This is a genomic window from Ruegeria sp. HKCCSP351 (genome assembly GCF_017872535.1).
GTDB lineage: Bacteria > Pseudomonadota > Alphaproteobacteria > Rhodobacterales > Rhodobacteraceae > Ruegeria.
Window position 1 is genome coordinate 164,809 of sequence record NZ_JAEDOV010000002.1, and the last position, 19,630, is coordinate 184,438.

Annotated in this window: 21 protein-coding genes and 1 tRNA gene; 12 read left to right on the forward strand and 10 right to left on the reverse strand. The window is 55.8% G+C overall.

Going from position 1 to position 19,630, the window contains the following annotated elements; translation table 11 throughout:
• Positions 1-131: 131 nt before the first annotated feature.
• A complete protein-coding gene (locus tag I9182_RS04965) occupies positions 132-806 on the reverse strand; it encodes a TIGR04283 family arsenosugar biosynthesis glycosyltransferase (protein ID WP_209596929.1) in 675 nt (224 codons plus the stop codon).
• Between the two features lie 73 nt (positions 807-879).
• On the opposite strand from I9182_RS04965, the gene I9182_RS04970 reads away from it, so the two are divergent.
• A complete protein-coding gene (locus I9182_RS04970) occupies positions 880-1,623 on the forward strand; it encodes a folate-binding protein YgfZ (RefSeq protein ID WP_209596931.1) in 744 nt (247 codons plus the stop codon).
• A gap of 106 nt (positions 1,624-1,729) precedes the next feature.
• Positions 1,730-2,671, forward strand: coding sequence for an ABC transporter transmembrane domain-containing protein (locus I9182_RS04975; protein ID WP_209596934.1), 942 nt, complete (start codon positions 1,730-1,732; stop codon positions 2,669-2,671).
• 53 nt (positions 2,672-2,724) lie between these two features.
• On the opposite strand, the gene efp is transcribed toward I9182_RS04975, so the two are convergent.
• Positions 2,725-3,288, reverse strand: a complete 564-nt coding sequence (efp, locus tag I9182_RS04980) for an elongation factor P (protein ID WP_209596935.1) — start codon at positions 3,286-3,288, stop codon at positions 2,725-2,727.
• A gap of 218 nt (positions 3,289-3,506) precedes the next feature.
• Here efp and I9182_RS04985 point away from each other — a divergent pair, with 218 nt between their 5' ends.
• A complete protein-coding gene (locus I9182_RS04985; protein ID WP_037310273.1) occupies positions 3,507-3,827 on the forward strand; it encodes a DUF6280 family protein in 321 nt (106 codons plus the stop codon).
• Between the two features lie 162 nt (positions 3,828-3,989).
• Entirely contained in the window at positions 3,990-5,447 is a 1,458-nt protein-coding gene (locus I9182_RS04990; protein ID WP_209596937.1) for a cobyric acid synthase, read from the forward strand.
• Positions 5,448-5,450: 3 nt separating this feature from the next.
• Here I9182_RS04990 and I9182_RS04995 read toward each other — a convergent pair whose 3' ends face one another.
• The 3 genes from I9182_RS04995 to I9182_RS05005 all read right to left on the reverse strand — a co-directional run bounded on the left by I9182_RS04995 (position 5,451) and on the right by I9182_RS05005 (position 8,479).
• Positions 5,451-6,239, reverse strand: a complete 789-nt coding sequence (locus I9182_RS04995) for a hypothetical protein (protein WP_209596939.1) — start codon at positions 6,237-6,239, stop codon at positions 5,451-5,453.
• A 73-nt stretch (positions 6,240-6,312) separates the two neighbouring features.
• Positions 6,313-7,731 (reverse strand): TolC family outer membrane protein, encoded by a 1,419-nt coding sequence (locus I9182_RS05000; protein ID WP_209596941.1) that lies wholly within the window; start codon positions 7,729-7,731, stop codon positions 6,313-6,315.
• 94 nt (positions 7,732-7,825) lie between these two features.
• Positions 7,826-8,479 (reverse strand): protein-L-isoaspartate O-methyltransferase, encoded by a 654-nt coding sequence (locus tag I9182_RS05005; RefSeq protein WP_209503353.1) that lies wholly within the window; start codon positions 8,477-8,479, stop codon positions 7,826-7,828.
• Between the two features lie 224 nt (positions 8,480-8,703).
• Between I9182_RS05005 and I9182_RS05010 the strand changes: the two genes are divergently transcribed.
• Positions 8,704-8,777: transfer RNA gene (locus I9182_RS05010), tRNA-Cys, on the forward strand.
• Positions 8,778-8,839: 62 nt separating this feature from the next.
• Here I9182_RS05010 and I9182_RS05015 read toward each other — a convergent pair.
• Complete coding sequence (locus I9182_RS05015) at positions 8,840-9,745, reverse strand: tyrosine-type recombinase/integrase (protein WP_348540379.1); 906 nt, start codon at positions 9,743-9,745, stop codon at positions 8,840-8,842.
• 642 nt (positions 9,746-10,387) lie between these two features.
• Between I9182_RS05015 and I9182_RS05020 the strand changes: the two genes are divergently transcribed.
• A complete protein-coding gene (locus I9182_RS05020) occupies positions 10,388-10,693 on the forward strand; it encodes a hypothetical protein (protein ID WP_131727396.1) in 306 nt (101 codons plus the stop codon).
• 2 nt (positions 10,694-10,695) lie between these two features.
• Here the strand turns inward: I9182_RS05020 and I9182_RS05025 are convergent, their stop codons facing one another.
• Positions 10,696-11,295: a hypothetical protein gene (locus tag I9182_RS05025; protein ID WP_245222500.1), complete on the reverse strand. Its 600-nt coding sequence runs from the start codon at positions 11,293-11,295 to the stop codon at positions 10,696-10,698.
• 200 nt (positions 11,296-11,495) lie between these two features.
• On the opposite strand from I9182_RS05025, the gene I9182_RS05030 reads away from it, so the two are divergent.
• Complete coding sequence (locus I9182_RS05030; protein WP_209596947.1) at positions 11,496-11,708, forward strand: helix-turn-helix transcriptional regulator; 213 nt, start codon at positions 11,496-11,498, stop codon at positions 11,706-11,708.
• 230 nt (positions 11,709-11,938) lie between these two features.
• Here I9182_RS05030 and I9182_RS05035 read toward each other — a convergent pair whose 3' ends face one another.
• From I9182_RS05035 to I9182_RS05045, 3 genes are all read right to left on the reverse strand, one after another.
• Positions 11,939-12,592 (reverse strand): hypothetical protein, encoded by a 654-nt coding sequence (locus I9182_RS05035; protein WP_209596948.1) that lies wholly within the window; start codon positions 12,590-12,592, stop codon positions 11,939-11,941.
• Positions 12,589-14,937, reverse strand: a complete 2,349-nt coding sequence (locus I9182_RS05040; RefSeq protein ID WP_209596950.1) for a UbiA family prenyltransferase — start codon at positions 14,935-14,937, stop codon at positions 12,589-12,591. Before I9182_RS05040 ends, I9182_RS05035 begins: the two co-directional genes overlap by 4 nt.
• Before the next feature lie 272 nt (positions 14,938-15,209).
• Positions 15,210-15,485 carry a hypothetical protein gene (locus I9182_RS05045; protein WP_245222502.1) on the reverse strand — a complete coding sequence of 92 codons (276 nt, stop codon included), beginning with the start codon at positions 15,483-15,485 and terminating at the stop codon, positions 15,210-15,212.
• Between the two features lie 181 nt (positions 15,486-15,666).
• On the opposite strand from I9182_RS05045, the gene I9182_RS05050 reads away from it, so the two are divergent.
• The 5 genes from I9182_RS05050 to I9182_RS05070 all read left to right on the forward strand — a co-directional run bounded on the left by I9182_RS05050 (position 15,667) and on the right by I9182_RS05070 (position 19,559).
• On the forward strand, positions 15,667-15,984 hold the full coding sequence (locus I9182_RS05050) for a hypothetical protein (RefSeq protein ID WP_245222503.1): 318 nt from the start codon (positions 15,667-15,669) through the stop codon (positions 15,982-15,984).
• 64 nt (positions 15,985-16,048) lie between these two features.
• On the forward strand, positions 16,049-16,627 hold the full coding sequence (locus I9182_RS05055) for a lytic transglycosylase domain-containing protein (protein WP_209597565.1): 579 nt from the start codon (positions 16,049-16,051) through the stop codon (positions 16,625-16,627).
• Positions 16,627-16,917 (forward strand): TrbC/VirB2 family protein, encoded by a 291-nt coding sequence (locus I9182_RS05060; protein WP_114885057.1) that lies wholly within the window; start codon positions 16,627-16,629, stop codon positions 16,915-16,917. The genes I9182_RS05055 and I9182_RS05060 overlap by 1 nt, the downstream gene beginning before the upstream one ends.
• A 7-nt stretch (positions 16,918-16,924) precedes the next feature.
• Positions 16,925-17,203, forward strand: coding sequence for a VirB3 family type IV secretion system protein (locus tag I9182_RS05065; RefSeq protein WP_024096577.1), 279 nt, complete (start codon positions 16,925-16,927; stop codon positions 17,201-17,203).
• Positions 17,193-19,559, forward strand: coding sequence for a type IV secretion system protein B4 (locus I9182_RS05070; RefSeq protein WP_209596953.1), 2,367 nt, complete (start codon positions 17,193-17,195; stop codon positions 19,557-19,559). Before I9182_RS05065 ends, I9182_RS05070 begins: the two co-directional genes overlap by 11 nt.
• Positions 19,560-19,630: the final 71 nt, after the last annotated feature.

Consider the following 19,630-nt stretch of genomic DNA (forward strand, 5'->3'; position numbering starts at 1 on the left):
GTTGAAGGACGAGTGGGAATACTTGCAGGCCAATGCCCATATTCTGGTTCTGCAAATCGTGGCGCTTTGTCTTGTTAGCTTTGCGGCCCCGTTTCGACTGGGAAAATCTTTGGTCGAGTTGCGCCGGGCGCTTAACGTCGATAGCCCCGCGCCAACACCCGTGGATCAACCCCCAGAAAATAGCGCAGAAGTGTCCACAAGTTCCGTGCACCCCGCCGAAACCAACCTGCCTGTTCATAGCGCTCCGCGCTCGTAAAGGCACGCGACCCGAGTATCTCGATCCGTGGCAATGCGCGCACCAGCGCGACGTCTTCCATCAAAGGTTGGTCCGGATACCCACCAGCCGCCAGATAGACATCACGCGGAACCAGCAACCCCTGATCTCCGTACGGTAAACCGAACAGACTGCTGCGCAGATTGGCCCATCCGGCCACCCAGGCCTGCGCAAACCCATGCGCGCGAAAAGCTAACCGAAACGCCGCTGGTGCGTTGGATGGCAGATGGGCGCTTACGCTCTCGGCCCATCCCTGTTGCAGCACGGTATCGGCATGAAGGATTAACAACCATTCACCATCAGCCTGCGCACACCCCCGGCGCAATTGACCACCGCGCGATGGCTCACCTTTCAGAACAAGCGCGCCTACATCTTCTGCAATTCTCAACGTCTGGTCTGTTGAGCCTGCATCGCTGACGATCAGGTCCCTGATCAGCCCGGAATGCACCCCTTCCATCAGGGCTTCTAGGCAGGCAGGCAAGGAACCGGCGGCATTCAAGGTTGGAATCACTACAGTGACGGGTGCGGGCACGTCCGATAACCTCTGGTCTTGACTGCGGGACTTCCTATATCACGAGGCCAAAGGCAATGACGAGGACCAAGCCATGCCCACCCGCCGCATCCTGCGCCTGACCGGCTCGGACACCGAAAACTTTCTGCAGGACCTTGTCACCAATGACGTTCGGGGGCTGGGCAATGGGCTTGTCTATACGGCGTTGCTTACTCCACAGGGCAAGTATCTGGCAGATTTCTTTCTGAAACACGATGACGGTGGCGTGCTGCTGGACGTGGCCGAGCCACTTGCGGATGACCTGATCAAGCGCCTGAACATGTACAAACTCCGCGCGGATGTGGTGATCGAAGGCACGGATCTACATCTACAACGCGGCACAGGTCCAGCACCGGACACCGCCCTGCCCGACCCCCGTCACCCGGATATGGGTTGGCGTGTCTATTCGACAGCCCCAGAAGGCGATGACGGAACCGACTGGGACGCGCTGCGCGTTCGACACTGCATCCCCGAGGCTGGGGTCGAACTGACGCCAGACAGCTATATCCTCGAATCCGGGTTCGAGGTGCTGAACGGCGTGGACTTCAAAAAGGGTTGCTATGTCGGTCAGGAAGTGACTGCGCGCATGAAGCACAAGACAGAATTACGCAAAGGCTTGCGGCGGGTCTTTGTCGAAGGCTCGGTTCCGGTGGGGACTGAGATTGCCGCAAACGGCAAACCTGTCGGCACCCTGTTTACGCAATCAGGCGGACACGGAATCGCGTATCTGCGCTTTGACCGTGCGAATGCAGACATGTTGGCCGGAGACATCGTGGTTCGCCTGACGGATCAAGCGTAATTTGTTGCCAAATCGGCACGGCCTTATCCGCCGTTTATCTCGTAAAGTTTGAACCCGTTACCCAGCCCTGCCAATGTGTCGGCACAGGGGCAACACGGATACCCGCATGTTTCAGCTTTACTCCGCGATTTGGCGCGCCAGCGCCGGACGGCAGATTGTCCTCATTCTGTTATCCATTGCCATTGCTGCGCTTGCCGCGGTTCCGCTTGAATTTCAACGCGATATTGTCAACCACCTTACGTCCAACGATCTTCATGTCGAAAAGCTGGTTCTGCTGGGCATCGGCATGATGATAGTCATCCTGCTGAGCCTCGCCCTGAAATGGGTTCTGGGTTTTCGCGCGGGTACATTGGGCGAAGACATGATCCGGCTGATCCGGCAACGCTTGCTCTGGCGCGCGACCGACCTGAAGGAAACGGGTGAAAATCTGCGCAAAGGTACCATGACGACCGCCATCTCAGCCGAGGCTGAGGAGCTGGGCAAGTTTGCCGGGGGCGCGTTCTCGGACCCGGTGGTTCAGGTTGGAACGCTGGTCAGCGTGATCGGGTACATATCCTCAACGCAGCCAGGCCTTGGCCTTATCGCGTTTTCCATGATTGTGCCGCAGATCATTATCGTTCTGGTGTCGCAACGCAAAGTGAACACGTTCGTCGCCGAACGCGTCCGCCTTTTGCGCAGCGCCACTGATAGGCTGACCACCGAGGATATCGATGCCGTCGAGCGGGATATCAACGCCCTGTTCGACGACATCTATGACACAAGGCGGCGCATGTTTCTTTGGAAGCTTTCGGCCAAGTTCCTGCTGAGCGTGATCAACGGCGCTGGAACTGTGGGTATTCTGATGTTGGGCGGTTATCTGGTGCTGCAGGGCAAGACTGATGTCGGCACTGTGGTAGCCGCGACCAGCGGGCTTGGCCGAATACAGGGCCCGACCGCGTTCCTGATTGCCTTTTACAGACAAGTCAGTGCCAACCGCATCAAATACGAGCTGATGCTGGAACTATTCGGCCCGGACCCCGCGCATTACCGGTATCGCGACAGTGCATAAAAAAGACCGCGCAACGGCTGTCTGCGCGGTCTGACACTTAAAGCGACGAAACGTCACGCGCGTTCAGAATATTCTATGGTTTCGGTGTTCACGATGATCATTTCATCCTGTCCGATGAACGGCGGCACCATGACTTTCACGCCATTATCCAGAATTGCAGGCTTGAACGAGTTCGCGGCGGTCTGACCTTTGACGACCGGCTCGGTTTCGACAATCTTGCAGGTCACTTTCTGCGGCAGCGTCGCGTTCAGCGCTTCACTTTCGTAGAATTCGACAACAATCGTCATACCATCCTGAAGGAAGGGGCGACGCTCGCCCAGCAAATCCGCTGGCAATTCAATCTGTTCGTATGTTTCGGCATCCATGAACACCAGCATACCATCCGTTTCATACAGGAACTGCTGATCCTTCTGCTCAAGGCGCACGCGCTCAACCTTGTCAGCCGAGCGGAACCGTTCGTTCAGCTTTGAACCATTGCGCAGGTTGCGCAGCTCGACCTGCGCGAAAGCGCCGCCTTTTCCGGGCTTCACATGGTCAACCTTGACCGCGGCCCAAAGGCCGTCGTTATGCTCAAGCACATTGCCGGGGCGAATTTCGTTCCCATTTATCTTGGGCATTACATAAATCCTCACAAACGGTTGATGCGTCAGTTGCGCCTCCTATATCTGGCGGGAACACACCTGACAAGACAACCAAACCTAGTGCTGCACGTGCAGCGAGATATGCAAATGACGCAACGCAACTATGCATATTAGCTGTATCCGAATCGCACTTTATCGGTCATAAGGACCGTCACGCCGAAAATTGCAAGAGCAAGAAAAACAAGGAAGACGAGATGAGAGATTTCGTTGACGGCACTGCCTTTAACAACGAACAAGGCAATCGTGCTCGCAAACTTTTCGCGGCCGTTGTGTTGGCCGCACTTGATGACGCCATTGCCGATGACAAGAAATATGGCAATGGTCCGGAACAAATTGCCCGTTGGGCGCGCTCACGCGATGGGCGCGAAGTGCTGTCTTGCGCGGGAATCGACCCGAACGAACGGGTTGTCAGCGGACTGATGGAGTTCGTTGGACGTGGCGTGCGGACCTCGGTCGCACTGTCGCGTGAAGAAAGCGAGCGTCGCAATGCCGCTCAACAGGCTGAAGCTGCCTGATCCAAGGTTGTTTCAACTCAGAAAAAACGCGCTCTGCCATCAGAGCGCGTTTTTCTATGCGTATACCGCCGCGATCCCGATCCCGGGCGTCAAGGTGAGTTCGGGGCTTCCCCTGCCCGCCCAAATCAGGTCATCTGCGCCTTGACAGGTAGGAGACAATCCATGGTTCGCGCCATCATGATTCAAGGTACCGGCAGCAATGTCGGAAAATCCGTTCTGGTGGCAGGGCTTGCGCGAGTTTTCACACGGCGAGGTCTTCGGGTTGCGCCTTTCAAGCCGCAGAACATGTCGAACAATGCTGCTGTTACGGAAAACGGTGGGGAAATCGGTCGCGCGCAGGCCCTTCAGGCACGGGCGGCAAGGCGGGCGACACATACCGATATGAACCCTGTATTGCTGAAACCCGAAACAGATACCGGCGCGCAGATCATTGTTCAGGGGCAGCGCGCGGGCACCATGAAAGCCGGTGATTACCGCAAGGATAAATCCAGACTGCTAAGCGCCGCATTGGAAAGCTTTGACCGATTGTGCAGCGACGCGGATCTGGTTCTGATCGAAGGGGCAGGCAGCCCGGCCGAAACAAACCTGCGCAAGGGTGACATCGCCAATATGGGTTTTGCCTGTGCTGCGAGTATTCCGGTGATACTTGTCGGCGACATTCACCGCGGCGGTGTGATTGCACAAATCGTTGGCACTCAGGCGGTTCTGGATGACGGCGATCTTGCGCGAATTCGGGGCTTTGCCGTCAATCGGTTCAAGGGGGATGTTTCCCTTTTTGCCGAAGGGCGCGATGATATCGCCTCTCGAACGGGATGGCCCTGTCTGGGGGTTGTGCCATGGTTTCAAGACGCCTGGAAGCTTCCGGCCGAAGATATGATGGACATCCGCTCTCACACAGGCGGCACATGCAAGGTTGTTGTGCCACAGCTTGAACGGATGGCGAATTTCGACGACCTTGATCCCTTGTCTGCCGAACCCGGAGTGAGCGTCGAGATCATTCCGGCCGGACGCCCTTTGCCCGGCGATGCCGATCTGGTTTTGCTACCGGGCAGCAAGTCAACCATCGGAGATCTGGCCTATTTCCGTGCACAAGGCTGGGACATCGACCTGTTTGGTCATGTCCGGCGCGGCGGGCATGTGCTGGGTCTTTGCGGTGGCTTTCAGATGCTGGGCAAGACCATTTCCGACCCCGATGGCGTGGACGGTCGACCAGGTAAGGTCGAAGGGTTGGGGTTGCTGGATGTAGACACGGTCATGGGAGGACAAAAGCAAGTTGTTCTGCGTACGGCCCATGCCTTGCCGGACCGAGAGCCGGTCACCGGATACGAAATCCACATGGGCCATACAGACGGCCCGGATTGCACCAATGCATGGCTTGAGGTCGAAGGTCGCCCTGAAGGCGCGGCCAGCGCAAACGGGCGGATCAAGGGAAGTTATCTGCACGGTATCTTTTCGTCCGACGCATTCCGGGCGCGGTTTTTGTCAGCGTTAGGCGTGACCTCGAACCTGTCCTATGAGGACGGCGTCGAGCAGGCGCTGGACGATCTGGCCGATCATCTGGAGCGCCACATGGACCTTGACCTGCTGCTCAGCCTCGCGCAGCCCCCGCACCGTGGCTGAGAGTTACTCCAGATCCTGAGCCGCAAGAGCGCGGGCGATCTCTCGCCTGACCATCTTGCGCACATTTCGTGTAATCCGCTCACCCATCGTTCCTTGCAGCTCGGCGCGGACAACCTCTGCGATCAGGGTGCGCAGAGCGTCTTCATCCATGTCGATCGTCCTGACATTTTCGTCGGAACCAGGTTCTTCGGCATCAGCATCAGACACAACAGCCTGAGACGACCGGATGAATTCCGCCTGACAAGATGCGTCTTCGGCCTGCTGAACCGCCTCTGGTTCGTCACCACCGGCAGCATCAATCGACATCGCAGCGGCAAATTCTTCTTCGACATCCCATGGCAGCGCGTGTGACGGTGTGCCCGAATACGCATCCTGGCTGTCACCGTCCGGTTCCCACTGATCTTCTGTTTGCGCAATTGCCGCTTCCAGCGCTTCGATCTTTGCACTCAGGCTGTTTGTTGCATCATCCGACGGGGCGTGTTTCGTCTCGGCTGTTTCTGGCTTGTCCTGGTCAGCGTTCGCAGGTTGACCCGTCTGAACGATGTCACAGGTGCGCAACAACATGGGCTTGGCGGCATCTGAAACTTCGGGTTCCGACACAGCTTTAGCGGGAATCACCCCCAATTGATCTGGTGTGCTGATCCGCAAAGCATCAGTAAGCACCAGCCGCCCCGGCTTTCGTGCTTTAGTCGTTTGATCCGAGACGGTTTTATCACGACTGTCTTCACTGACCAGACGTTTGACCGAAGACAGAACGTCTTCGATCCCTGCTTTCACGACATTATCAGACATTGTTCTCTACCGCTCTATCCTTGGATCGAGTGTAGCCAAACAATCCGCGCCTCACAACAGATAGTATTGGCGATCAGTCCCGTCGCAATGCTTTGAGAACGCGATCCAGATCCTTGCTTTGCTTGCTGACCTGTGCCGGCGCATTCTTGACCAGATTGTAATACAAAGTCGGATCATAGATTTGCACCGCCAGCCCAAGACGCTCGGCTGTCAGAAGGCCCTGCGCCTGCAACAACTGATAGGCAGCCCGCGACCGTTCGGTGCGCGAAGCGACTTCTGCCAGCTGTGCATCCAGCAAATCCTGTTGTGCATTCAATACATCCAGAGTTGTTCGCGCGCCCAGAGTTGCCTCTTCCCGGATGCCATCAAACGCCACCTGCGAGGCGTTAACGCGCTCGGTTGACGCCCTCAGACTGGCGCTGGCCGCCTGAAACGCCGCATACCGGTCGGTAACACCCTGCGTGATGTTCTTTTGAACGTTCAGCAGATTCGCACGCGAGGCATCCCGGCTGGCCATTGCGCGGCGGACACTTGCCGCCAACCGGCCACCCGCGTAGATGGGTTGTGTGAAGTTCAGCGACACGGTCGCATCGTTCACATAGTCATTATTGTCATAGCGCTCGGACACGCCAGCATCGGCATTCAGGCTGACATTCGGCCCAAGATTTGCCCGTTGCTGCTGCACGACCAGATCAAACGCCCTGACCTGATGCTGCGCCGAAAGAATGGCCGGGTGGTTGCGCTGCGCCAGATTCACAGCTTCTGCTTCGGAACGCGGCAGATTGGGCAGGCTCGGCTGACCAGCCGTTCGCCCCGGTGCCTTTCCGACTGCGTTCACGTATTCGGCCTGCGCAATGCTCAACTCGCCACGTGCCACCGCCAGATCCGCCTGAGAGCTTGCCAGCTGTGCTTCGGACAATGCGACGTCCGTCCGGGTTACTTCGCCCACTTCGAAGCGGTCATTCGACGCCCTAAGCTCCTCTGCTGACACATCCACGTTGTTCTGGCGGATCGCCACGGTCTCTTCCTGCAACAGGACGCCCAGATAGGCATTTGCTGCGCGAATAAGAACCTGTTGTTCGATATCAATCAGGGTTTGCCGGGTAGACAGCACCGTTTCTTGCGCCGACTGCTTGCCCAGCACAGACGCGCCGCCATCGTACAAAAGCTGGCTCAGCGTCAGGCCCGAAAAGAATCGCGACGGTTCGTTTGTCGTCACGACGTTATTGACCCGCGACCGGGTGTAATCCTGGCTGACCTGCACGGTCCAGTTGATGATTGGTCGCAACGCAGAAAGCGCAATGGCCACATCTTCATCCGCCGCGCGCAGCAACGCCCGGTTCTGTTCAAGCAAACCACTGGTGTTATACGCGCCGATGAACGCATCCGTTATGTTGTCTGCCCACGCTGCACGCCCTGGCATCACGCTCATGGCAAGTCCTGCGGTCACAGCAAACGCCCTGACCAGCTTACCTGTCGCCGAACCACGCATACCAAAATCCTCTCAAACGAAATTACACTGCCCTGCAGGCAGTTTGCGGCCTTCTTTTCAACTAATCAAGGCGATAGAAAAATCTATCGGCGGACTATAGCGAAAATGCACACTCTGCCGAAAAACCTTCCAGAACCGGCGCATTGGCATTGAACACATCACGCCAACTGACGCGGCCCCCGGTTTTTCGACCAATCCGAACTGTACCCAGGTTGCCGTTGACAAACAGACACACGATCCGACCGTGGTCCTTGAGTTGATCCAACAGGGCATCGGGCACCTGCTCGACACCGCCCTGCACCATTATTGCATCATAGGGACCGTGTTCTGCCACACCCTGTTCTAGCGCGCCAACGTGAATGATAGCGTTAAGCACTTCGGCTTCGGCCAAGAGGTTTTGCGCCTCGGTTGCAAGGGTTTCGTCGCATTCAACACCCACAACCAACTCAGCCATCCGTGCGGTAACAGCCGTGGAATACCCCATTGCCGGAGCGATATCTAAGACCATCTCATCCTTGGATATGTTCAACACGTCCAGCATTTTAGCCAGGGTCCGCGGCTCCAGCATGCTGCGCCCGCCACCCAGATCAATCAGGCCGTCCACATAGGCCGCCTCGCGCTGAGAATCGGGTACGAAGCTTTCGCGCGGAACACTCAGCATCGCCTCAATGATCGGGAACTTGGTGACGTCAGAGGGGCGGATCTGCGTATCAACCATTGTGCGGCGCCGGGCTGCGAAGTCAGTCATTGGATATCTCGTCTCATTCCCAAAGATGTCGGGCTTGTGCCATATCCTGAACCTTCCAGCAACGCCCCTGTTGCCGCAACCTGAATCGTGATCACCTTCTTGAGCGTAGACTTCGGCAAATTTCGGTCTTGCCGGCAAATTCGCACGCAATCCACTGGACGCCCCAGAGGAAAGCTGTTAAAAACCCAGTCACACCACAGCAAGTATTTGATTTTACTTGAAAAGGCGAGTTGGCGGAGTGGTGACGCAGCGGATTGCAAATCCGTGTACACCGGTTCGATTCCGGTACTCGCCTCCATTTAAAAACAATCACTTACATCACTCCTTGCCGTGTTTGAGGCCCCGCGTTTACAGGGGCGTTTACATTTTTGTGTCTTGAGACAGTGATTTTGCTCGATTGAGCTTGCGCAAAACCGCATCGCTTTCGTCCGGGCTAACCTGCGCATAATGCTCGATTACCTGCGCCGCGTAGCGAACCGACCACCCCATCAGCACCGCAATCTGGCGCAAAGACAGATCGGCATTCAGCAATCTTGTCGCCGCCGTCCCGCGTGTATCAGACAGAGTCTTCTCCCTGCCGTCGATCCAAGGGGGGATCTGAGCTTCGCGCCGCCACTTGGTGATCTGGTTCGATGCCCAACGGGCCGTCAAAGGCCTGCCAAGCTCTGATACCAGCAGCACATCTTGGCCCTCCGGCGTCTCTGCGATCAATCTCTCAAGGGCCGAGGTGGCCGGGATATATGCGATCTGGCCGCGCTTACTGGTCCTGAAACGAAGGCGCTTGCCGTGCGGCGTGTCTTCGAATTGGTCCATTTTGACCTGAACCAGATCGGCCGCTCGCAAACCGGTTTCGCATCCAGCGGTCAGGATTCTCTGGACCCATTTCGGCGCGTACTTATTGAACTGAGCGATGTCCCCGCTCGTCCAGATGATCTCTGTGCGGTTCGATTGGTAGAGCTTCTTGAGCTTGTGGCAGTGATGCTCTTTCAGCTTTCCCTCTTCCACCGCCCAATTGAGGACGCGCGTCGCGTGGGTGCCTGCCATATCGTGCTGCTTGGGCGAATGAAGCCACTTCTTGCGCCAATTGTTAACCTCGCCCCTTGAGGCACGCTCTTCGAACATCGCGACAGGATCGGCACCGAACTCCTCGCGGAACAACTCCAGCCATTTGCGGATATCAGCCTTTGAACGCTCAGCCTTGGGCAAGGACGCGCTGGACAGAAAATCGTCGACCAAGTGAGTCGTCAGATATTCGGCCGAGCTCACGGGCGTACCGCATTGCGAAAATGCATGGAAGAATTCGGGTTCTTTTGGGTTTGGGTCCGTCCCTTCCCAAAATTTGGGGCCGCCCCGCCAAGCATAGAAATGGTAGCGAACACCGGACACAACCTTTCGTCGGACACGGTGGACGCCCTTGGGAAGGTTACTTCTGGGCACGGCGTGCTCTCCGCTGTGCAACGAGGCTCGGTTGGGAAGTGGCCTCGCGTTCTGCTGCGCTGATGCCCTGAACAGCATCCAATCGCGCCCGAATAAGTTTCGGGTCATACCACCCGCGCCGTCCTGGCACCGGAGCGATACCCGTCCTACGGCAAAAGTCATAGAAGGACGCGCTCGGCTCACTGTAGCCAAAGAGAAGCGCAAGCTCTGGGGTCGGAATCAGCTGAATATGGCTTGGGCTCATTTTTCAGCCCTCTCACCCACGGCTTCTTGCCGCGACATGGCTGCCCGCAAACAAGACACCACCTGAGCGCCCTGTGAGCGTAAGTTCCGCACAGCCTCCTCTTCGAGCCAGGCTTTCACGTCCGCTGGAAGGTTAAGTTTGAACTGGGTTGTCTTCATATTTACACCTCAACAAAAGGACATAAAATGTCCATATCATTGGGGACAAATATTGTCCATCATGCAATCATGAAAGAAGAAGCCTTGGTCCAATTCAAACTCTTGCTTCCTGCCGCGCTGAAGAAGCGTCTGGAAACGCATGCCACACTGAACCGGCGCAGCCTGTCGCAGGAAATCGTCGTCGCTCTTGAGGAGAAGTACCCGGCTGCAGAACCGGATGCGACGTCGGATCCAGCCGCGCGGCTGCTGTTCTGGCTCGCCAAACGCATCCGTCGAAGAAACCCAAAGCCTGGGACGCCAAGGGACAAGCAAGCCGCCCTGTATGAGCGCATTGCGGGCGATATCGCGGAACGTATGAAGGACATCGGCGAATAGCCTTAGTAGGCCACCCACTCATATCCGTGGTTGCCCTCGTGATCTTCCCATTCGACACCGACTCCACGCCGCCAGTTTGATGACGAACAGCGTCGCGACGGCAGCACCCATTGCGGGGCGGCCGCTGGAGTCGTGCGATGCCAACCGAATTCGCCCTGCGTGCCGTAGGTCCCGAGGCGCATGTTATAACTCTCAGAGCAATCATCGTCGCGACCGCGCTCGCGATGACTGTAATGCCGCACATCCCAGACACGGATCGAGCGTACGAAATCGAATTCCAAGCCACTGATGTCGATATCGGCACCGTCTTCGACCACCTGAGCGAGAATGACCTGGCCGAGCGTCTTATCTATTTGGTTACTGGCCTCCCAGATCTTCGGGGCCGTGCTTTGCAAAGGCGCGCGCTCAGAAACACCCATCGGGCAGCGCCAGATTTGCAACGGCGGCTCAATCGGCCAGGGCGTGATCCGGCGGATAAACACGGCGCGGGCATGGGCACATTCTGCTGACGCGGGCCACCCACCAGCCAGGCAAAGCAGAATGGCGCAGTCAACCTGATAGGCTTTTGCCGCTTGTGGAGCCACGGTGGAAAGCAAAGCCAAAGCAACTCCGGCAGTCCAATTCCTGATAAGTTTGCACCGCATATCACTCAATACCTTTTGATTACATTACTGCACTATTGACACACTAGCTCTAACCTCAACCTTCACACCATATGCGAGCATCGGGTTTATGATGTTCGCGCGCGTTTTGTGGAATATATTCCGTAGAGCGGTTCTTGTGATCTGGCCGAATACAGGCCATGAAACTACGGGAACGAGTAGGGTTAAACGTCCGGAATCTAAGAAGTTCCAGAAGATTGAGCCAAGAACAACTAGCTTTGGCTGCGGGGGTTGATCGCAGCTATATCAGCGAGATCGAACTCGCCAAAAATTCAGCATCAATCGATGTTCTGGAGCGGATCGCGGATGCTCTCGAGGTCGACCCCAAGGAATTGTTTAACGAGAGGGGCTAGTTTTGCCCGAACTTGAGAGTTTTCGCACAACGGCCGAAGCCATCGGTCGAATTACGTGTATCAGGACTGGCGAAGAAATCGGTCTGCTTTATCAGTGGGATAACGGCGAAACGCAGGCCGCTCTATATCAAGGCCGTTCGCAGGCCGGGTTGGCAGATACTGACAGCAGAACCACGCAGGACCTTCGTTCAGCCCAACGATCGCGCCCATAGGCTTAACTCACTCAAGCGCTACCGCGCCTTGAACAGCGAATAAATCAACCAAACTATGAGATAGGAATAAACCAATACCAGCCCAGCCAGTCCTTCGGAAAAGACGTTCCCAACGGTTAGGACTATGACAGTCCAAAAAGAGTTCCAAAACATGTTCCCGAAGGCGGCAATTCTTAGGAAATTCCAAAAGGAAGCACTCTTCTGAGCCAATAAGATACAAGTCAAAGAAGCAACATGTGGGTGCCAAAAGCTCGTGAGCGCAGTTATTATCCAATGTTTTTCGAGGAAAACCGCCTGTCCTACATCACCGGAACTTCGTCTTTTGGATTTGAGGACAGCCTTGGCCACGAGGAATGTTAGCGAAAGACCCACCAGAGACCCAAGGGTAACTACAAACCAGACAGACAGGATCCGATGCAAGCTCCCAACTGCCCCAGCCATGGCAGTGAGAATTGCAATTGATCCGGGGAAATACACATTCAATACGGCTGCATTTTCAATGATCGCCAGAAAAAAGACGAAGACCAAGCCATTTTCCGCAAGCCACGAGGCTAAGAATGAGAAGGCCTCAAGCTTATTCGGTATGTACCCAAGCCACGCAAGAAAATCAGTTAATACGAGAAACGCCAGTATGCTCAACGGCACCAGGGAATTAGCAAAGCGTTCGGTCATGTTGCCGCTGCTACAACACCTAGCAGCATTGCCAAACGAGTGATTTTCATAGCAATAATTTCATCTTGGCGGTACTTGGAAAGCGCATAGGCGAGCACAAATATGGCAGATGCCAATGAAAGTTTTTGCATCCAGCCGTCAACAAAGAAGATACCCAATAGGAACGTAGAAAACATACCAATCCAACCAATAGTTTCAGACCGTTTTCTACCGATAGATGCCGCAAGCGTGAACAATCCATAGCTCCTATCAGTCTCCAAGTCATTGGCGTCAAGCAACAACTCACGAAATACTATGAACGCAAAGACTATTGCTATGACTGGCAGTTCTACCGCCGTCGCGAGAACACCATGCGCAACAAAAAACGGAGAGACGCAAAGAGCTGCTGTATATGGCCCTTTGAGTTTTGGGTACCATTGGGCAAACGGTGAGTAGAAAATAAGTGCTGACGCGACGATTAGTGACGCTGCTAATACCTCAGAACCCAAGAGCCATGACACGGCAAAAACCGCTGTCAGGAGCACGGCAGCTAGACCGGAAGCGGTGGCTAAGGGTAGATTCCCGGTGGCTATCGGCCTGTTCTTTTTCGCAGCTTTGTCCTTAGCGAAATCTGATATATCGTTCGCCACGAATCCGAACATTGTCAATCCTGTCATCACAGCAAAAACAGCTGCGACCTCAAATGTCACATAACCGGTCGAGTTGTAGTATGTTGCAGCTGCTGCGAAACCCGCGATCCAACTAACACCTGGGCGCCCAGAAACCAAAAAGAGTGCGATCGTTCGGCTAGAGCCAGGTGTTGAGTCGCCTCTTCCATTAGCTCGTGCTTGATTTTGCTTCTTCTCGACCTTGAGTCGATCATTACTACCGGGCGTCAGGAAAGTGATGATAAAACCAACAATGGAAATCACGAAAACAGAAATCCCCGCTCCAAGAATGTTTTGACCAACCTCCGTTATCGGGCCGTTGTTCCCACCGATAATTAGTGACCCCAAGAATAGGCACAGCAATACGACTAGATATAGCGAATTCACCGCCAGAAGCAGTAGGAGACACTGAGGACGATATAGATAGTTTTCTGGCTCCCAAATTTGATCCAGAAAGTCAGTGAGCGATAGTCCAACAGTGTCTTTCGCCAATCTCATAAATGCCAGCAAAGTTGCCGTTAGACCAATAAGCGTGATGACAATACTCATATTGCTCAGATCAGCTTGGTGAAGCGGATTGATCTCTGCTATTCCGGCTTCCCCGAAACTTAGAAAGCCAAATGCCAGCAAAATCGGCAGCATGACACCGTAAAGCAAGGACAGTGATCGTCCAATAAAAGAGGATTTTCCATTTGGTGTGAGATGCAGCCATGACACCACGAATACGGCGATCAGTACTGCTGCAGGAAGGAAGGTGAAGCCCCCGAAAGTTGTTACGATTACCAAGGTGAGAGTGGGAAACACAATTGACGCCCAATTTGAACCTAAGAGAAAGTAGTCGGCATCGCTCACTTCATAGTCGCTCAGCCTACCCAACCGGACCTGCCCATATCGCTTAGCAACTTCCGCGACACCCATTGCGAAAGTAATGGAAACTGCGAGAACAATAAGCTTCGAAGAAAGGAAGCCGCCCCAAACGGCGGCCACGAATGCAAACAGCAAGCTGGCTAGGATGAATGGCAGATAAAGCGCGACGCCTTGTCGAGAACCCGCTGCGTACTTAAACAATCCAGTGAAACAAGCAGCCAATAAAAACAGGTACACAAGCGCACGCGCAGGAACGCTCGTGTCACCTGACGTGTACGCAGCCAGCACACCCATGGAGAAGAATGTTGTACAAAACAGGACTGAAGGAACAAAAATCTGATATTGGAAACTCATATGAAGCCGGTCTTCAAACCTTTCGCCATCACTCATATCACCGGCCGCGCTACGGTTCATATTGAGCGCAATGAGAAGGTAAAATGATGCTGGGACGAATAGCAGGGCATGCCATAACAGGTTTTCTACAATCGGTTTTCCTTGGGTCCAATCTAGCCCAGCTTGAGTTTGGACACGCCCCGATATGTATGCAATTATTAGCGCGAGTAGAATTATAGAGACTATGGCTAGCAATTTTGTCTCGTTGCCACCCACTCTCTTCGGCGCGACCAGTCGCAACCAACTCACGACAAAGAAGACGAGGAAGACAAACGCAGGCATCCCTCGAAAATCCATAATATTCAATATACTTACGGGTGAGAATTCATTTAGCGGCACCAGAAGTCCGGCTTCGGTAACTGCGGTTGTTAACCCAATCAACCAGATTAGAAACCCAACCGACACGTAGGTCAGTCCCCTTATCAAAATCGAAATCATCTTCTTTCCTTCAAGCCCAGCCGCCTATACCAACCGCTTGCAGCCTATTCTCGCACAAGAAGGACATGCAATCTCATCGCAAGCTCCTCCAAGCCGGAACGGAATCCGCTGCGGTCTTGTCCTTAGCCTCGATCGCGAGACTAGACTACTGACAACATTCAGGAAAGCAGGGATTGCCTGGAAGGCTTACGTAGCAGCTCGGTTTAGTCGAACTGCGGGCCTCCTTCGCCGTCCGTCGAACAGACGCAAATCTTGCCGGCAATCAACCTCCGTTACCTGTGGCCTCGCAAAAGATCAATTGCACGAGCATACCCTTCGCTGACCTCGCGCGCTTGCTCGAAGACCTCTCGCCTCTGTTGATCTAGGCAACGGAAATAATTCTCGACATCCGCAAAATAGGCCTCCGCATCGCGCTTCAACAAATCCGCATAGGCTCTGACATCATCGGCATCGGTCGGCATCCACGGCGGCGCGGGCGGCAGGCAAGTGCCCGCAATCGCGGCAGAACCCCAACTCAGGACGACCACAACCGCCCATGTTTGTTTCATAAGCCCCATAATATCTTGGCTCAGCCACTCCGTTGCAGTAAATTTGTTTCAACGCATGAATGGTGCAATAACGCAAATTGCACCTATTGATTGCAAGATTATAATATTGTATCGGTTCGGTAGTCCATGAGGGACTGCCGGGCCAATGCACAATTCTGCAAGGCTCGATCCTATGAATTTGATGCAAGACGCCCCTAATGTTGTCAGTGAAGACGGGCTGCGCACGCTGCTTGCCGAGGGTCATTCGGCGGATGTTGTGTGCCGGGTTACGCCCAAACGTACAGGTGCTCAGTGGTCCGGAGTTTGGACCGTGCATTGCGTCTCGCCAGATGGCGAAACGCGTCGCCTGCTCGTCACCGCACGCAACAATATGGCTGCCCGAGAGTTCAAGACAATCAACGGCTTATCCAGCTTCCTCGCGGGTCTTGGCGTTTCGATCGTCTCAATCCCGATGCTCGAAGGCAAGATCGCCTCACATAAACTGGACGACGCGGGCTAAGACACTTGCCGTCCTTGCAGCAATCAACGCTGCACCCGCCTATTCTGAAGGCTTCGTGCTTTCCATGCGGGCCGATGGCCAGCTGGAAACCAAATCCCCCCAATCAGGTTTTGCACAAAGCTATGTCGACGGGATTGGTGCAAACCCGCCAGAGCTGATCGTTTTCGCAGCGCCTGAACCTGAAGCTCCCCCTCCTGCACCCACCCGCGCAGTTCCCCGCCCAGAAATCCTCGCCGCACTTGAAACCACCGCGCATCGCTATGGCGGGCACCCGGCGTTGCGTCGCGCGGGCCTGTCGGTGACGGAATGGCAGGCCCTCTTCCAAGCCAATATCGAGATTGAAAGCGCCTATCGCCCGAATGCGCGTAGTTCCGCAGGGGCGATTGGCCTCGGGCAGTTGATGCCCACGACGGCCGCGCAGCTCGGCGTCGATCCGCATGATTGGCAGGCCAACCTCGACGGGTCCGCCCGCTACCTTCTGATGATGTTGGCACAGTTCGGCACGCCCGAACTCGCGCTTGCCGCATACAACGCAGGGCCTGACGCGGTCGCGCGCTATGGCGGCATCCCTCCCTACCAAGAAACCCAAAATCACGTGCGCCGGGTCATAGCCGTGCGTGACCGACTGACTGGAGCCTCCTGATGCACATACAATTCCGCACGATCCTGTCGCTGGCTCTGGCCAGTCTAATGATTGCCAATCCCGCCTTGGCGCAGAGCATCGACCTCTCGCCGGTGCAGAACCTTTTGCAGGGCATCGTCGACACGATCACCGGCCCCTTGGGCATTGTCATCGGCACCTTGGCCTTGATTGGCGTGTTCCTCTCCTGGCTCTTTGGCATTCTGGATTTCCGCCAAGCCCTCTGGGTGCTGGTCGCTATCGCAGGCATTGCAGCTGCGCCGACCATCGTGACCGCCATCTGGGGCGCGTAAATTCGGCATGGCAACGCAAACCCGCCTCTTCCTCGGTCTGATCCGGCCGCCAAAGCTCATCGGCTTGCCGATCATGTATGCCATGGTTTGGCTCTTCGGGTTTGTGTTGCTGTTTCTGTGGGTCCAGAGCTGGCCGGTGATCATCATTGCCGCTCTGGCCTATCCTGCGCTGTGGAAAGCGGCGGATTGGGATCCGGCCTTTCTTGAGGTGATGGTCACTGCCCTGCAGGAAACGCCGCCCACCCCGAACCGCAAGATCCATTCGGGGGACAGCTATGCTCCGTGATCCTTCGGATGATCTTGCAACGCTGCCAGACTGGGCGCGCAAAGAGCGCCCGATGGCCAGCATGCTGCCCTATTGCGGCCTCGTGAATGACGTGACGATCCGCACGCGCGGCAATGCGCTGTTCCAGTGCATCCGCCTTGATGGCGTCAACAGCATGACCAGCGATGACGCGCATTTGGAGAAGATCCGCGCGCTCTTCGCGGCGATCATTGCGCAGATCGGGCCAGAGTACAGTTTCTACGTGCACAAGGTTTCAAAAGCGATCGGGACCGCCTTACCACCAGTGCCAAATGAAGGGTTTGCCCAAGCGCTGGATACCCGCTGGCAAATGGCAATGGCGCGGGCAGGTCTGCGGGACAAGACTCTCACGCTCACGGTACTGAAACGTCCGCCCCTCGGCGCGCGGCTGCGCCTGAAGCGCTCGGACTCAATCGCACACCTGAAAGACCAGACAGCGAAGCAGCTACGCAAGCTTGAGGAAGTCATCGGGTTTCTGCTGTCGTCCTTTGCCGAGATGAACCCGCGCCTACTTGGAGCTGAAAGCGGCGAGCTACTCGGGTTCCTCGGGGCGCTCAATATTGGCCAAGAGCGACCGCTATTCGCAAAATCCCGCTTTGGCGTCATTGCCGAAGATGTAGCCAACACCCGCGTCACGTTTCAGGGGCGAGGCTTCACGTTGGACGATGGGACGGCGGGCAAGCGGTTTGGCACCAGTTTTGCGATCAAGACTTACCCAGCCAAAACCAGCTGCACCATGTTCGATGAGCTGAACCTGCCCGTCGACATGGTGGTCACACATTCCTTCACGCCCATAAACAGCAACATCATGGCCAGCCGGATCAAGCGCCAACAGCGTCTGATGAAGGCCAGTGATGATGGTGCGATATCCCTTGCGGAAGAACTGGTCGACGCGCTGGACTATCTTGAATCCAAGCGGCTCAGCTTTGGCGATCATCACATGACCGTCACGGTTTTCGCCGAAACCGAGGAAAAGCTGGAGGCCATTGCAGCCGAAGTGCGCAACATCGCGGCTAGTGAAGGCGTCAATCTGGTGAACGAGAGCTTTGCGGCGCGCACCCATTATTTCGCGCAGCATCCAGGCAACGGACAGATGCGTAGCCGTAAGGCCGCCATCACGAATACGAACTTTGCCGACCTCGCAGCGCTGCATCGCGGTCAACTGGGCAAACCCGGACACAAAGTGCCTTGGGGAAAGCCGATTACCCTCTTCCCGACGCCTGAACGCTCAGGCTTTCTGTTCAACTACCATGAGACGGGTCAGCCGGACAAAGAGCCGACGGGCGGTCACACTTTGATCCTTGGCCGTCCTGGCTCAGGCAAGTCAGTGCTGTCGGCCTTCCTCATGACCCAAGCCCGTCGCTGCGACGCGCGCGTCTTTGTCTTCGACTATCGCGCGGGCATGGAAATGGCTGTGCGCGCGAATGGCGGGCGCTACAGCGCCATCAAGGCAGGTGAAGCAACTGGTCTCAACCCGCTGCGCACCGAAATCGATGGGCGCGGCCAAGCCTGGCTTTCTGATTGGCTGGCCACGCTCTTACATCGCACCGACAAGCCCCTCAGCCCAGTCCAGATCAATCGAATTCAGGAAGTGGTGCGCCAAAACGCCGGGGCGAGCGATGCCGCCCTACGCAACTGGCAGGATTTGGCCTCGCTCTTTGTGGCTGGGGCGGATGAAGGGGATCTGTTCGAACGGATTCAGGAATGGATCGCAGTTGGCCGCTATGGCTGGATCTTCGGTCAAAGCTCTGAGGACACCTTCTCGCTCGATGGTGATGTGGTGGGATTCGACCTGACCGGGATTCTCGACAGCGAAAGCGAGAAAGAACGCATGGCGGTCCTGTCCTACCTATTTCGGCGGGTGGAGCGCGTGATCGAAGACCGCCAGCCGACGTTGATCATCATTGATGAGGCCTGGAAGGCACTCGACAACCCGTATTTCGCGGATCGGCTCAGTAACTGGCTGGTCACGGCGCGCAAACAAAACGCGGTTGTCGTGATGATGACCCAATACGCAAGCCAGCTCGAGAAAACTCGCACCGGCAAGACGATTGTCGAGGCTGTGCCGACGCAGCTCCTGCTTCCCAACATCCGCGCCTCGGCCAGTGATTACACCATGCTGGGGCTCACTGACAAAGAGCTGAGCGTCTTGCTCGGCACCAGCAGCAATTCCCGCCTTGCGCTGGTGCGTGATGATCAAGGCTCGGTCGTGATCGATGCCGATCTCAGCGTACTTGGCCCCTACCTCACGATCCTTGGCGGCATGGAAAAAGGCGAGGCGCTGGTCGGCGCGGATTATCGCCAAAACCCCGATTTTTGGAGACAGATTGATGCGTAGCCTTTGCGTGCTGACCCTTACCCTTTTGACCCTGACAGCCTGCGCGGAATACCGGCCATCTGAAGCCGAAT